At 70.3% G+C, this 14,117-nt stretch carries 12 protein-coding genes; 7 read left to right on the forward strand and 5 right to left on the reverse strand.

Features of this window, described 5'->3' with window-relative positions; translation table 11 throughout:
* Positions 1-192 precede the first annotated feature (192 nt).
* Both MWM08_RS04690 and MWM08_RS04695 read right to left on the reverse strand, forming a co-directional pair.
* Positions 193-1,758 carry an ABC transporter substrate-binding protein gene (locus tag MWM08_RS04690; RefSeq protein ID WP_244458314.1) on the reverse strand — a complete coding sequence of 522 codons (1,566 nt, stop codon included), beginning with the start codon at positions 1,756-1,758 and terminating at the stop codon, positions 193-195.
* A gap of 61 nt (positions 1,759-1,819) precedes the next feature.
* Complete coding sequence (locus tag MWM08_RS04695; protein WP_244458315.1) at positions 1,820-2,530, reverse strand: DUF547 domain-containing protein; 711 nt, start codon at positions 2,528-2,530, stop codon at positions 1,820-1,822.
* Positions 2,531-2,646: 116 nt separating this feature from the next.
* Between MWM08_RS04695 and MWM08_RS04700 the strand changes: the two genes are divergently transcribed.
* Positions 2,647-4,329 carry an acetate--CoA ligase gene (locus tag MWM08_RS04700; protein WP_244458316.1) on the forward strand — a complete coding sequence of 561 codons (1,683 nt, stop codon included), beginning with the start codon at positions 2,647-2,649 and terminating at the stop codon, positions 4,327-4,329.
* 152 nt (positions 4,330-4,481) lie between these two features.
* Here the strand turns inward: MWM08_RS04700 and MWM08_RS04705 are convergent, their stop codons facing one another.
* Both MWM08_RS04705 and MWM08_RS04710 read right to left on the reverse strand, forming a co-directional pair.
* Positions 4,482-5,126, reverse strand: a complete 645-nt coding sequence (locus MWM08_RS04705; RefSeq protein ID WP_244458317.1) for a ferric reductase-like transmembrane domain-containing protein — start codon at positions 5,124-5,126, stop codon at positions 4,482-4,484.
* Between the two features lie 13 nt (positions 5,127-5,139).
* Positions 5,140-5,631: a peptidase associated/transthyretin-like domain-containing protein gene (locus MWM08_RS04710; protein ID WP_244458318.1), complete on the reverse strand. Its 492-nt coding sequence runs from the start codon at positions 5,629-5,631 to the stop codon at positions 5,140-5,142.
* Positions 5,632-5,869: 238 nt separating this feature from the next.
* Between MWM08_RS04710 and MWM08_RS04715 the strand changes: the two genes are divergently transcribed.
* The 4 genes from MWM08_RS04715 (at position 5,870) to MWM08_RS04730 (ending at position 10,605) form a co-directional block, all read left to right on the forward strand.
* Entirely contained in the window at positions 5,870-7,399 is a 1,530-nt protein-coding gene (locus tag MWM08_RS04715) for an ABC transporter ATP-binding protein (RefSeq protein ID WP_244458319.1), read from the forward strand.
* Positions 7,396-8,469, forward strand: coding sequence for an ABC transporter permease (locus MWM08_RS04720; RefSeq protein WP_244458320.1), 1,074 nt, complete (start codon positions 7,396-7,398; stop codon positions 8,467-8,469). Before MWM08_RS04715 ends, MWM08_RS04720 begins: the two co-directional genes overlap by 4 nt.
* Positions 8,466-9,395 carry an ABC transporter permease gene (locus MWM08_RS04725; protein WP_244458321.1) on the forward strand — a complete coding sequence of 310 codons (930 nt, stop codon included), beginning with the start codon at positions 8,466-8,468 and terminating at the stop codon, positions 9,393-9,395. Before MWM08_RS04720 ends, MWM08_RS04725 begins: the two co-directional genes overlap by 4 nt.
* Before the next feature lie 133 nt (positions 9,396-9,528).
* Positions 9,529-10,605 carry a BMP family ABC transporter substrate-binding protein gene (locus tag MWM08_RS04730; protein ID WP_244458322.1) on the forward strand — a complete coding sequence of 359 codons (1,077 nt, stop codon included), beginning with the start codon at positions 9,529-9,531 and terminating at the stop codon, positions 10,603-10,605.
* Positions 10,606-10,762: 157 nt separating this feature from the next.
* Here the strand turns inward: MWM08_RS04730 and MWM08_RS04735 are convergent, their stop codons facing one another.
* Positions 10,763-12,385: an ABC-F family ATP-binding cassette domain-containing protein gene (locus tag MWM08_RS04735; RefSeq protein ID WP_244458323.1), complete on the reverse strand. Its 1,623-nt coding sequence runs from the start codon at positions 12,383-12,385 to the stop codon at positions 10,763-10,765.
* A 101-nt stretch (positions 12,386-12,486) separates the two neighbouring features.
* Between MWM08_RS04735 and MWM08_RS04740 the strand changes: the two genes are divergently transcribed.
* Both MWM08_RS04740 and MWM08_RS04745 read left to right on the forward strand, forming a co-directional pair.
* Positions 12,487-13,239 carry an SDR family NAD(P)-dependent oxidoreductase gene (locus tag MWM08_RS04740; RefSeq protein WP_244458324.1) on the forward strand — a complete coding sequence of 251 codons (753 nt, stop codon included), beginning with the start codon at positions 12,487-12,489 and terminating at the stop codon, positions 13,237-13,239.
* Positions 13,240-13,308: 69 nt separating this feature from the next.
* Complete coding sequence (locus MWM08_RS04745) at positions 13,309-14,052, forward strand: SDR family NAD(P)-dependent oxidoreductase (protein WP_244458325.1); 744 nt, start codon at positions 13,309-13,311, stop codon at positions 14,050-14,052.
* The last annotated feature ends 65 nt before the right edge of the window (positions 14,053-14,117 follow it).

Raw genomic sequence — 14,117 nt, forward strand, 5'->3', positions numbered from 1 at the left:
CATACGAGCCGTGCTCTCCGCCTGACCGAACGCCCTGCTGAGCGTCGGTTTCCGTGTGCTGTCCGGGGCAATCCTTTTGACCGGCCCGGAGCAGAGACGACGGAGCATCGCGCCTCTAACGTCGTCTGTTGCCGGCGACGCTCTCGATCGCACTGCTAACGCGACCCGCACCGAAACCGCAGCCCCCGCCCATCACCCGCCGCGACGCTGGATGTTCCAGAACACCGTTGGCCCCTGCAGCATGCCGCTCAACTCGCGCCGAAATGCCGTCGGCTGGAAGAACTGCCCGAGCGGGATATAGGGAAGCTCCTCGAAGGCGGCCTCCTGGGCCTCGCGGGCAAGCTGCGGCTGAGCTGCCGTCTCGGCCTGCATCCACGCGGCACGCAGTGCTTCCACGCGCGGCGCCGTCGGCCAGCCGGGCCAAGCGGCTGCGCCATTCCCGCGCAGCATCAGATGCACGGCGGGGTTCAGGAAATCGACGCCCGAGAAGAAGGTGAACAGCATGTTCCAGCCGCCCTGCGCGGGTGCGCCGCGATTCGCACGGCGCTGCACCACCGTCGCCCAGTCGGAGGGCGCGTAGTCCACCCGCGCGCCAGCCCGCCGCAGCAGATCGGCGCCGACCTCGGTCAGCGCCTGCACATTCGGATAATCGGTCGGGCCGATGACCGTCACCGGCACCCCGGCCAAAGCCGCACGCGCGGCGCGCGGATCGCGGGGCCCCAACAACGCCGCCATGCCGGCATCGCTCGCCGACGGCGAACCGGGCGGGAAGAAGCCCACGCCCTCAGTCCATGCCCCCGGCGCCGTTCCCGCCACGGCCTGCATGAAGTCGGGCTGGCCCACCGCCGGCAGCAGCGCGCGACGCATCGCCGGGTCATTGAACGGCGCGTGCAGCTGGTTGAACCGCAGGACGCCCAGAAAGCCCGCGGGATCCGGGTTCTCAATCGCGAGCTCGGGCCGGCGGCGCAGCAGCGGCAGAAGATCCGGCGTGGGGAATTCCCACCAATCCGCCTCGTTGTTCTGCAACGCGGCCGCAGCTGTCGAGGCATCGGGAATGACGCTCCATTCCACCCGATCGAACCAGGCGCGCTTGGGGCCGGCCGTGCCGCTCGGCGTGCCATCCTCGCGCGGGCGGTAGCCATCGAACCGGGCATAGGCGACGCGCGCGCCGGAGACTCGTTCGTCGGCCAGGAAACGGTAGGGGCCGCTGCCGATCGCCTCGCGAACCGGGACCGCAGGATCCGTCTGCGCCAGGCGCTCGGGCATGATGAAGCAGACCGGCGGCGACGTCTTGGCCAGCGCATCGAACAACAGCGGGAAAGGTCGCTTCAGCCGGAACTGGATGGTCGCGTCGTCGGGTGCGGAGAGCGCGTCCGTCTCGGCCAAGAGGGTCTGGCCGAGTCCGTCGCGCGTGCTCCAGCGGCGGATGCTGGCCACGGCGTCGCGTGCGCGCACCTGCGTGCCGTCGTGGAAGACCAGGTCCGGACGCAAGGTGATGCGCACCAGCCGGCCGTCCTGTTCCACGGTATGGCCGGCGGCCATCTGCGGCTGCGGCCGGTACCGAGCATCCAGCCCGTAGAGCGTGTCCCACACGAGATAGGCATGGTTGCGCGTGATGTAGGTGGTGGTGACGATCGGGTCGATCGGCCCCAGGTCGGCGATCGGGATGAAGCGCAGCGTGCGCGCCGCCGCCGGCTGCGCGAGCGTGGGGTGCGCCAGCGCGGCAGCAAGGGTCGCGAGCAGGGGGCGGCGGCGCATGGTCGCTCCTTGAAGGTCTCGGGCCCTTCGCTGCGGAGGGGGACGAGGTTACGCGGGAACATCACAGGACGTCGTTCAGCGCCCAGTCGTACTGGTGGCCGGCCGCGCAGTCCGCGCCGAGGAGCCGTTCGCGAAGCGGTGCTTCGGCATGGCTCGCCAAATGCTCGATCACCGCTCGATCGGTGCCGCCGAAATCCTTGCGGTACCAGTCGAAGATGCCGGAGAGGACGAGCCGGTCGGCGTCGAACCGCACGCCGTGCGGGCTATTGATGAACTCCCGCGCCGAGGCCTGGAGCTGCGCTTCGAGATTGGCACCCGTGAAGGCCGATCGACGCAGGCTCGGGCAGCCGAGCGAGGCACAGTTGATCGCGTAGTGCAGCCGCGGGTCGCGGTACATCCGGCGCAGGATCGCGTGCTCGATGTCGTCGAGTGACAGCCGTACGCCGGTGACCGTCATCAGCTTCGCCTGCCAGGGGCCGCCCGAAACCACGGCACGCAGGCTCCCGCCCAGCGCAATGTCGCGAATGGAGGCCACCGGGTAGTGATCGAGAACAACGGCCACGGTCTGCGCGTTGTACAGGTTGATCCAGAAGGCGAACTGCTCGGCCCAGCCAAGCCCCGCGATACCCTGCCGTTGCAGGCGTGCCAGGTAGTCGGCAAGTACGCCGCGATCGGCCGCGGGAAAGGCGCCATAGGCGACCCGGGTCGGTCCGATGGCAGGGATCGACACATGCGTGGCCAGCAACGCATCCCAGGCGCCGTGGTCGAACATCGCTGCTCCGCCGACCGTGCCGATCGGTGGCGCGAAGGCCGTTTCAATCTTACCGCTCATGCCCGATAGGGTTTCCGGATGAAGACATTTCCATGCGCTGGCGGGGATGTGCGTACGTGAGTGGTGAAACTCCAGACCCTGCCGCGCTGCTGGCGACGCTGAACCTGGCACCCGATCCGGCGACCGGCGCAATGCGCATCGTCATCCCGCCCCTGGCCAACATCGCCGCGGATACCGTCGGCCGCCACGCCAACGGCGCTGCCGCGCGCCGGACGGCGCTGGTCTGCGAGGCCGAAGATGGCAGCGTCACCACCCTGTCGTATGCTGAGCTGGACAGCCAGGCACGCGCCTTCGCGGCCGGTCTGGCTGCGTTGGGCGCGCGGCCCGGCGACCGCATCGCCCTGCATCTGGGACAATCCATCGAAGCCGCGATCGGCCATCTCGCCATCTACTATCTGGGCGGCATCGTGGTCACGGTCTCCCAGCTGTATGGTCCCGAGACGGTCGGCCACATCCTTCGCGATTCCGGGGCGGGCATCCTGCTGACGGAGCAGCGCGTCTGGGCGCCGCTGAAGCCGCAGATCGGGACCTGCCCGGCCCTGCGCCATGTCGTGGTGACGGGCGATCCGGAGGCCGGCGAATTGCCTTGGGCCGGGCTTGGGTCCACCGGGGGCTTCGTCCCCGTTGCTACGCGGGCGGAAGATCCTGCGCTGCTGATCTACAGTTCCGGCTCGACCGGACTGCCGAAAGGGGTGCTGCACGCGCATCGGGTGTTGTGGGCCTACAACGTGTCCACCTCGCTTTTCTACAATCTGGAGATGGACGAACCCGGTCTGGTGTTCTGGACGCCGGCCGACTGGGCCTGGGTCGGTGGCTGGAACGACACGGTGCTGCCGGCCTGGTTCCATGGCCACACCATCGTGGCCAGCCAGCATCGCTTCAGTGCCGAATGGGCCTATGAGTTCATGCGGCGCCACGGCGTCACCCACAGCTTCATGACACCGACGGCCCTCAAGCGCCTGGCGCAGGTCGAACAGCCCCGGCGCCATTGGCCGGGCCTCCGGCTGCGCACCGTCTGGACCGGTGGCGAACCGCTGCCGGGGGCCACGCTTCGGTGGCTGACCGAGGAACTCGGCGTCGCCTGCAACGAGGGCTACGGGCTGACCGAGGTGAACCACATGATCGGCAATTGCACACGGCTGCGCGCGCCCCGGCCCGGCTCCATGGGGTTCGAACTGCCCGGGCATCGTGCGCTGCTGGTGGACGAGGCCGGCGCGCCGGTGCCGGATGGCGAGGTCGGGGAGATCGTCACGTCCGAGGCCTGCGCGACACTCTTCCTCGGCTATTGGGGGCAGCCCGCGCTGACGCAGGCCATGCGGCTCGGCCCCTGGGTGCGCACCGGCGACCTCGCGATGCGGGACGCGGAGGGCTACTTCTTCTATCGGGGCCGCACGGACGACCTGATCAAGAGCGCCGGTTTCCGCATCGGCCCTGCCGAAATCGAGGATTGCCTGGCCAGTCACCCGGCCGTCGCGGATTGCGGCGTCATCGGCCTGCCTGATCCGGCGCGCGGGCAGATCGTGAAGGCCTTCATCCGGCTGCGTCCCGGCGAGGCCGGTACGGACGCGCTCATCGAGGCCTTGCAGGCGCATGTCCGACAGCGCCTCGGCGGATACAAGGTGCCGCGCATCATCGAATTGCTGCAGGAACTGCCTGAAACCACCTCCGGCAAGGTCTCGCGGAAGGCGCTGCGCCTGCTCGAAGCATCGCGGCATGATCGGCAGACGCCGCGCGACTGAGACATGCCCGTGTGGAAACCCGAGGCGTCCGCGAGGCCGTGATGCAAGCGGCGAACGAACGGCGCCCCATTCGCCCACGCCCCTGCCTGAAGACCGGCTGAGCCGCGGCGCACTGCCTCCAGGGCCTCGCGTGTTCGACCGCCTTCGCTCGATCAGACGAGTTCATCCGATCGTGATCCACCAGCGCGGCCGTCCCGGCGCGCCAGGCGATGAAGCCCCGCCAGCAGCCGCAGATCGAGCACGACCTTCACGCCGGCGGCCACCACCAGTGTGGACAGCGCGAGCTTCGACACGATCTCCATCGTCCCATCGATCAGCAGCGCGTGCACCACGGTCCCGACCACGATGACCAGCGCAAGCGCCATGTGGCACAGGCGCCAGACGATCAGCCTTAGCCGCAGCCGCCCGCGCAGCACCGCGAGCAGGCCCGTCGCGAAGACCGCCCACATCGCGACAACGCCCCAGGCCGAGAACGGCGTCGGTGATCGCAGCAGCAGGGCATCAATCACGTCCGGCGGGCTGGTCAGCCACAGGGCCGCGACATGGACCACCACCGCCAACACGATGCCCGCGCCCACCCACGCATGCACCCGCCGTCCGATCCGCATCCGCACGCCGGGCAGGTATCCGCCGGCGAGCAGGGGCTGCAGCAGCAAAAGCCCGAAGGCCACCACCCCAGCGAGCCCGGCGGCGACATAGACGGCATCACGCCAGGCGAGCAGCGGGCTCGAGGCCGCGGCGACGACCGGCACGCCGAGCGCCGCCGCCACCGCCAGCCAGATCAGGACCGCGCGCAAGGCGTCGTGCCGGTCACGCCCGCCGCAGGACGAAATCGACGTTCAGGCTCGTGTCGCGGGCGCTGCGCATCACCGGCCGGAGGAACACGGTCTCGAAGCCGTTCGGGTCATGCGCCGGGTCATAGGCGAGATGCCCGTGCGCCTGGCCGAAGGCCGGCACGATCTGCGGCATCTCGATCCGAAACACGCCGTTCGCGTCGGTAAGTGTCGCGCCGTGGCTATGCGGGTCGCGCTCGTGCCCTTCGGTCGTATGCGCCCAGACCTGGATCCGGATGCGCGGCAGCGGTGCGCCGTCGCCGGCGCGCCGGACCGTACCGGTCATCCAGAAGCCGCCACCGCCGATGCGCTGCACGATCGGGGCGCCGGCCAGATAGTTGTTGGCGCCGCCGCGCATCGTCGGCGTCGGCGCGAGGCCCTGGGCCCGCAGCGGCGCCGCAACGCCGCCGGCGATCGTCATGGCCGCCGCCGTGAGGAGGGTGCGGCGCGCGGTCTGCCCTTCGGTCATCGTGGTCTCTCCTGTCGAACCCCTGCGGTGCCCGGATGCCGCAGCGGAGCGGGCGCGAACACCCACCAGATCGGATGTAGGGTCGAGCCCTGCCGGGTAAAGCGCCTGCCAGACATCCGGCCTGCACCCGGGGCGACCTGGCGGCGGATCGGCCCGGCCACGGCGCCCGCAAACACCACTTCCCACCACATGACATTTCCGTTAGGACCCGCCGCGTCCTTCCCCGGCAAACCCGCCCATGCCCGACAGCCCGCCCCTCATGCAGGCCGAGCAGATCGTCAGGCGCTTCGGCGCGCTGCGGGCGAACGACCATGTCGACCTGACCGTCCTGCCTGGCGAGGCGCATGCGCTGCTCGGCGAGAACGGCGCGGGCAAGTCGACCCTCGTGAAGATCCTGTACGGCCTGCTGCAGCCCAACGAGGGGCGGGTGCTCTGGCAGGGCAGGCCGGTGGTGCTGCCCAGCCCGCGCGCCGCGCGCGCGCTCGGCATCGGCATGGTGTTTCAGCACTTCTCGCTGTTCGACAACATGACGGTGGCCGAGAACGTCGCCGTCGCGCTCGACCGCGCCGAGCCAGTGTCGCGCGTGGCCGCACGGCTGGCCGAGGTCTCGCGCGCCTACGGCCTGCCGCTCGAGCCCGACCGCGAGGTCTGGCGCCTGTCGGTCGGCGAGCGCCAGCGCATCGAGATCGTGCGCTGCCTCATGCAGGACCCGAAGTTGCTCATTCTCGACGAGCCCACCTCGGTGCTGACGCCGCAGGAGGCCGAGGGGCTCTTCGCCACGCTGGCGCGCATCCGGTCGGAGGGGCGCGCCGTGCTGTACATCTCGCACAAGCTCGAGGAAGTGCGGCGCCTGTGCGAGGCGGCCACGATCCTGCGCCACGGAAAGGTTGTCGCGCGCTGCGACCCGCGTGCCGAGACCGCGGCCAGCCTGGCGCGGATGATGGTGGGCGCCGACGTGGCAACGCTGCGCGCCGGCGGGACCGGCCAGGCGGGGCCGGTGCGCTTGGCTGTGCGCAACCTCGACCTCGCGCCGCCCGACCCGCACGGGACGCGGCTGCGTGGCGTCTCGTTCGAGGTGGCGCAGGGCGAGATCCTCGGCATCGCCGGGGTGGCCGGCAATGGGCAGGATGAATTGTTCGCCGCGCTGTCGGGCGAGGTGCCGGCGGCGCGCGCCGACATCGTCGCGATTGATGGCGTTGCGGTCGGGCGCGAGGGCATCAACGACCGCCGCCGCCGTGGCGCCGCCTTCGTGCCGGAGGAACGGCTCGGCCATGCGACGGCGCCGCAGCTGCGCCTGTCCGACAATGCGCTGGTCGCCGGCCATGCGACGAACGGCTTCGTGCGCGGCGGGATCCTGGACCGTGTCCGGATGCTCGGCTGGGTCGATGCGGTGACCTCTGCCTTCGATGTCCGCAAGGGCACGCGGGACCCGCAGGCGCGCGCCCTATCGGGCGGCAACCTGCAGAAATTCGTGGTCGGGCGCGAAATCCTGCGCCGGCCCTCCCTGCTCGTGGTGGCACAGCCGACCTGGGGTGTGGATGCGGGCGCGGCGGCGCTGATCCGCCAGGCGCTGGTCGACCAGGCGCGCGGCGGTGCGGCGGTGCTGGTGATCAGCCAGGATCTCGATGAGCTGATCGAGATCGCGGACCGCATCGCGGTGATCTTCCAGGGCCGCCTGTCCGCCGCGCCGCCGGTGGCGGGGCTGACGCGCGAGGCGATCGGCCTGCTGATGGGCGGCGCCGGCGCCCTCGCCGAGGCCGCTGCATGAGGCTGGTCCTGGAACGGCGCGAGAGCACGCCGGTTGCGTTGCAGGTCGCTTCCCCGCTGCTCGCGGTGGCGCTGATGATGGTCTCGGCGGTGGTGGTCTTCGCGGCGCTCGGCCACGACCCGCTGCACGCGCTGCACGTGTATTTCGTGATGCCGCTGTCGGATGCCTGGGGCCTGCAGGAAGTCGCGGTGAAGGCGACGCCGCTGGTGCTGATCTCGGTGGGCCTCGCGCTGTGCTACCGCTCCGGCAACTGGAACATCGGCGCCGAGGGGCAGTTCCTGATGGGCGCCATGGCCGGGAGCTGGCTGGCGGTGGCGACGCATGGCGCGCCCACGGGCGCCTGGCTGATGCCATCCATGCTGATGGCGGGTGCGGCCGGTGGTGCGCTGTTCGCGCTGGTGCCGGCGCTGCTCAAGACCCGCTTCGGCGCCAACGAGATCCTGACCAGCCTCATGCTGGTCTATGTCGCGGAACTGCTGCTGGATTGGCTGGTGCGCGGGCCGTGGCGCGACCCCGCCGGCTTCAACATGCCGCAGACCGTCGTCTTCGCGCGGGAGGCGACGGCGCCCCTGCTGTTCGGCGAGGGGCGGCTGAACATCGGCACGCCGATCATGTTGCTGGTGGTGGCGCTGGCAGCGATCCTGCTCGGGCGGACGCTCAAGGGCTTCGAGATCACGCTGGTGGGCCAGGCGCCCCGCGCCGCGCGCTTCGCCGGCTTCAGCGCGGCACGACTGACCTGGACGGTGTTTGCCATATCGGGCGCGTTGGCGGGGCTTGCCGGCGTGCTGGAGGCCTCGGGCACGGTGCGGCAACTGCAGCCCAATATCTCCCCAGGCTATGGCTTCACCGCCATCATCGTCGCCTTCCTCGGCCGGCTGAACCCGGTGGGGTGCCTGGTGGCGGGCGTGTTCCTGGCGGTGACGTTCATCGGCGGCGAGAACGCGCAGATCATGCTGCGCCTGCCGCTCGATGTGACGCGCGTGCTTCAGGGACTGCTGCTGTTCTACGTGCTGGCCTGCGACGCGCTGCTGCTCTACCGCGTGCGACTGGTGCGGAGCCTGCTGGCATGACGCTGTTCGAAGCCATCATCCTGACCGTCATCACCGCCTCCACGCCGCTGCTGATCGCTGCGGTGGGCGAACTGGTGGTCGAACGCGCCGGGGTGCTGAACCTCGGCGTCGAGGGCATGATGATCATGGGTGCTGCGGCGGGCATCGCGGCCGCGGTGGTCACGGGGTCGAGCGGGCTTGGCGTGTTGGCGGCGATCGGGGCCGGGATGGCGATGGCGCTGGTGTTCGCGGCGCTGACGCTCGGGCTTGCCGCCAACCAGGTGGCGGCGGGCCTCGCGCTGGCGATCTTCGGGCTCGGCCTGTCGGGGGTGATCGGCGCGCCCTTCGTGGGCGTGCAGCGACCGGGTATCGGCAAGGTCGAGCTGCCGTTCCTGTCCGAGATCCCGTTCCTGGGGCCGATCCTGTTTCGCCAGGACCCCTTCGTCTACGCATCCTTCGCGCTGGTGGCGGGGGTGGCGTGGTTCCTGGCGCGCAGCCGTGCCGGGCTGGTGCTGCGCGCCTGCGGGGAGAACCACGCCTCGGCCCATGCGCTGGGCTATCCGGTGCTGCGCATCCGGCTTCTGGCGGTGCTGTTCGGCGGCGCCTGTGCGGGGCTCGCGGGGGCCTATCTGTCGCTGGTCTACACGCCGTTCTGGACCTCGGGCATGACGGCGGGGCGCGGCTGGATCGCGCTGGCGATCGTGGTCTTCGCGTCCTGGCTGCCGTGGCGGGCGGCGGTGGGTGCCTATTTGTTCGGCGGTGTGACCATCCTGCAGCTGCACGCGCAATCGGCCGGCGTGCCGGTGGCGCCGCAGCTGCTGGCGGCGCTGCCCTACCTGATCACCATCGTGGTGCTGGTGCTGATCATGCGCATCCGCCGCGCCGGCGCGGGCGGGGGGGCGGCGGGGCCGCAATCGCTCGGCGTCCCCTTCGTGGCGGACCGCTGAGGCGGGCGCGGTATGGTGTTTGCTGACCCGGTACGGCGCTTGCTGGGCGGCGAATCACGACATGGCTTTTTGTCCATGTTGCGCTATCACGCCGCCGCGACCACGCCCAGACCCGCCAAGGAGGCCCCGTTCCATGACGCTGTCCCGCCGCACCCTGATCGCCGGCGCCGGTGCGCTTGCCGGCAGCGCCGCGCTGCCCGGCGCCGCCCAGGCGCAGGCGCCGCTCAATGTCGGCTTCATCCTGATCGGCCCGGTGGGCGATTTCGGCTGGTCGACCATGCATGACCAGGGGCGCCGGCGGATGCTTGAGGTGCTGGGCAACCGCGTGACCGCCACACAGGTGGAAAGCGTGGCCCCCCCCGACTTCGACCGTGTCGCGACGCAGCTGGCGCGCACCGGGTCGCGGCTGATCTTCACCACCAGCTTTTCGTACTTCCAGCCGACGCTGCGCGTGGCGCAGCAGCTGCCCAACGTGATGTTCGAGAGCGCGACTGGCACCAGCACCACCCCCAATGTCGCGATCTACAACGCGCGCTTCTACGAAGGCCGCTACGTCCAGGGCGTGATCGCCGCGCGCAAGTCGCGCAGCAAGACCATCGGCTACATCGCGTCCTTCCCGGTGCCGGAGGTGATCCACGCCATCAACACCGTGATGCGGGGCGCCTGGAGCGTCGATCCGGCGATGCGCGTGCGCGTGATCTGGGCCGGTGCCTGGTTCAACCCGGGCCGCGAGGCCGATGCCGCCCGCGCGCTGGTCGACCAGGGCTGCGACGTGATCTGCCAGCACACCGACAGCCCCGCACCGCTGCAACTTGCCAATGAGCGCGGCGTCTTCGGCTTCGGCCAGGCCTCTGACATGACGCGCTTCGCGCCGCGCGCGCACCTGACCAGCAGCGTGAACAACTGGGGCGACTATTATGTCGATCGCGCGCGCGCGGTGATCGACGGCACATGGCGCCCGGCCGATACCTGGGGCGGGCTGGGGTCGGGCATGTTCCGCCTGGCGCCGTTCACCAACATGTCGCCGGAGGAAGTTTCGGAGGCCACGCGCATCCGCGACGCGCTCGCCGCCGGCACGCTGCAGCCCTTCGAAGGGCCGATCACGCGCCAGGACGGGCAGCTGGTCATTCCCGCCGGGCAGCGGCTGACGGACGACCAGATCCGCGCGCAGAACTACTTCTACCAGGGCATCGACGTCGCGATGCCGTAGCGGCGGTTCGCGGGCCGGGACACGCTGGTCCTGGCCCGCGACGGCGGCCGCGGCGACACAGCGCCCGCGGTCGGATCATTCGCGATCTGAGTTGCGCGCGATCGGTGCACCGACGGTCCGCGTACCTCGGACGCGCCGGGTGCCCGACCCGCGAGGGTCAGCTACGCAGGCCCGGCGCCTCGTGCCCCGTACGCGCGACATATTCGCCGTAGCCGCCATCGTAGTGATGCACGCCCTCGGGCGTCAGTTCGATCACGCGGTTCGACAACGCGGCCAGGAAGTGCCGGTCGTGCGAGACGAACAGCATGGTGCCCTCGTAGTCGCGTAGCGCGTCGATCAGCATTTCCTTGGTCGCCATGTCCAGGTGATTGGTCGGTTCGTCCAGCACCAGGAAGTTCGGCGGATCATAGAGCATCTGCGCCATGACCAGGCGCGCCTTCTCCCCGCCCGAAAGCACGCGGCAGCGCTTTTCCACATCGTCGCCAGGGAAGCCGAAGCAGCCGGCGAGCGCGCGCAGCGACCCCTGGCCGGCGCGCGGGAAGGCGTGTTCCAGCGCTTCGAACACGGTGTGGTCGCCATCGATCAGCTCCATCGCGTGCTGCGCGAAATAGCCCATCTTCACGCTGGCGCCGATCGACACGCTGCCGTCATCGGGTTCGGTCGCACCCGCCACCAGCTTCAGCAGCGTGGACTTTCCCGCGCCGTTGGTGCCGAGCACGCAGCAGCGTTCGCGCCGGCGCACCAGCAGGTCGAAGCCGTCGTAGATCACGCGGCTGCCGTAGCGCTTGTGGACGCGGCGCAGATTGACCACGTCGTCGCCAGACCGCGGCGCCGGCAGGAAGTCGAAGGCGACGGACTGGCGGCGGCGCGGCGGTTCCACGCGGTCGATCTTCTCGAGCTTCTTGACGCGCGACTGCACCTGCGCGGCGTGCGAGGCGCGCGCCTTGAAGCGCTCGATGAACTTGATCTCCTTGGCGAGCATCGCCTGCTGGCGTTCGAACTGCGCCTGCTGCTGCTTCTCCATCATCGCGCGCTGCTGTTCGTAGAAGGCGTAGTCGCCGGCATAGGTGGTCAGGCTGCCGCCATCGATCTCGATGATGCGGTTGACCACGCGGTTCATGAACTCGCGGTCGTGCGAGGTCATCAGCAGCGCGCCCTCGTAGCCCGCGAGGAACTGCTCGAGCCAGATCAGGCTTTCGAGATCCAGGTGGTTGCTCGGTTCGTCCAGCAGCATGACGTCCGGACGCATGAGCAGGATGCGGGCGAGCGCCACGCGCATCTTCCACCCGCCGGAGAGCTTTCCGACATCGCCGTCCATCATCTCCTGGCTGAAGCCGAGGCCGTCCAGCACCTCCCGCGCGCGGCCCTCCAGCGCATAGCCGCCGAGCTCGTCGAAGCGGGCCTGCACTTCGCCGAAGCGCTCGATCAGGCTGTCGAGGTCGTCGGCGCGGGCGGGGTCGGCCATCGCGGCCTCGAGGTCGCGGAGTTCGGCCGCGACGGTGCTGACATCGCCGGCGCCGTCCATCACCTCGGCCACCGCCGACCGGCCGGCCATCTCGCCGACATCCTGGCTGAAGAAGCCGATGGTGACGCCGCGTTCCATGATGACCAGGCCCTCGTCCGGGGGTTCCTGGCCGGTGATCATGCGGAACAGCGTGGTCTTGCCCGCGCCGTTCGGGCCGACCAGGCCGGTCTTCTCGCCCTTCTGCAGGGCGGCCGAGGCCTCGATGAACAGCAGCTGGCGGCCGTTCTGCTTGCTGATGGAATCAAGACGGATCATGGCCCGGCGCTTAGCCCGTGCCGCGCGCGCGGTCGAGGGGCCTGGCTTGCCCTCGCCGCACCGCGCGCGCCACTGTGGCGCCGGCACAGGGAGGCAGGGGCATGGAACTGAGGGGAGCGGTCGCGCTCGTAACCGGGGGCAATGGCGGGCTTGGCCAGCGCATCTGCCACGTGCTGGCGCGCGAGGGCGTGCACCTGGCGGTGATGTACGCGCAGAGCCGCGACCAGGCCGAGGGCGTCGCGCGTGAGATCGCCGCGCGCCACCAGGTGCAGGCCGCGGCCTTCGGCTGCGACATCACCGATGGCGCGGCGGTGACGAAGCTGGTGGCGGATGTCACGGCGCGCTTCGGGCGGCTGGATATCCTGGTGAACGATGCCGCCTACAACAAGGCGATCCCTTTCCCGGACCTCGACAGCCTGACCGAGGAGGTGTGGGAGAAGATCATGGCGGTGAACCTCACCGGCCCGATGCGGCTGACCAAGGCGGTGGCGCCGGTGATGAAGGCGCAGGGGCGCGGGCGGATCGTGAACATCGCCTCCGTCGCCGGGTTGGGTCCGACCGGGTCATCCATCGCTTATGCCGTGTCGAAGGCGGGGCTGATCCACTTGACGAAATGCATGGCGGTGGCGCTGGCGCCCGAGACGCTGGTGAACTGCGTGGCCCCCGGCCTGCTGGAGGGCACGCGCGCCACCGCCAACCTGCGCCCCGAGCAGGTCGAGCGGTCGGCCGCGACATCGCTGCTGAAGAAGGCGGCCGACAAGGATGATTGCGCCGAGATGGTGGTGACCATGTGCCGCACCGAGACCATGACCGGCCAGACCGTGGTGATCGACGCCGGGCGCTACTTCCACTGACGCCCCCCCCTTTGGGGCGCGCTGCCGCGCGTGCTATCGCCGCGCCTTCCATCGGATGGGGGATCGCGCATGGGCGGGACGCTCGCAGGCAAGGTTGCGCTGGTGACCGGCGCGGGGAAGAACATCGGTCGCGCGATCGCACTGGGCCTGGCACGCGACGGCGCCCGGGTGCTGGTGAATGGCCGGTCGGATTCCGCCGCAATCGAAGCGGTGGCGGCCGAGATCCGCGCGGCTGGCGGCAGCGCCGAGGCGATGCTCGCCGACGTGGCGGATCCCGAGGCGGTGGCGCGCATGGTCGGCCAGGCCGGGCCGGTCGACATCCTGGTGTGCAACGCCGGGCTGCGCCGGCAGACGCCGTATCTCGAGATGTCGCTCGAGGAATGGCGCGAGATCCTGTCAGTCGCGCTCGACGGCGCCTTCATCCTGACCCGCGCGGTGCTGCCCGGCATGGTCGCACGCGGCGGAGGGTCGATTGTGGCGCTGTCGGGCATCTCGACGCATGTGGGTACGCCGAACCGCGCCCATGTCTCGGCCTCAAAGGCGGGGCTGGAGGGGCTGATGCGCGCCATCGCGGTGGAGTTCGCGCCGCAGGGCATCCGGGCCAATTGCGTCGCCCCTGGCGCCGTGGACACGGCCCGCGGTGCCAGCGCCGGCGCCATGCCGCAAGGCCTGGGGCGCGAGGCCGGAATCCCGATGCGCCGCAAGGCGACCATCGACGAAATCGCATCCGTCGTGCGCCTTCTGGCCGGGCCGGAGGGCGGCTACGTGACCGGCCAGACCCTCCATGTGAATGGCGGCGCCTTCCTGGCATAGCTCCTGCAGGGCATGCTTGTGACCGGGCCGGCGCGCCGCCATGCTCGGCGCGTCAGGAGTCTCCC

The sequence above is a fragment of the Roseomonas fluvialis genome (assembly GCF_022846615.1).
GTDB classification, from domain to species: domain Bacteria; phylum Pseudomonadota; class Alphaproteobacteria; order Acetobacterales; family Acetobacteraceae; genus Neoroseomonas; species Neoroseomonas fluvialis.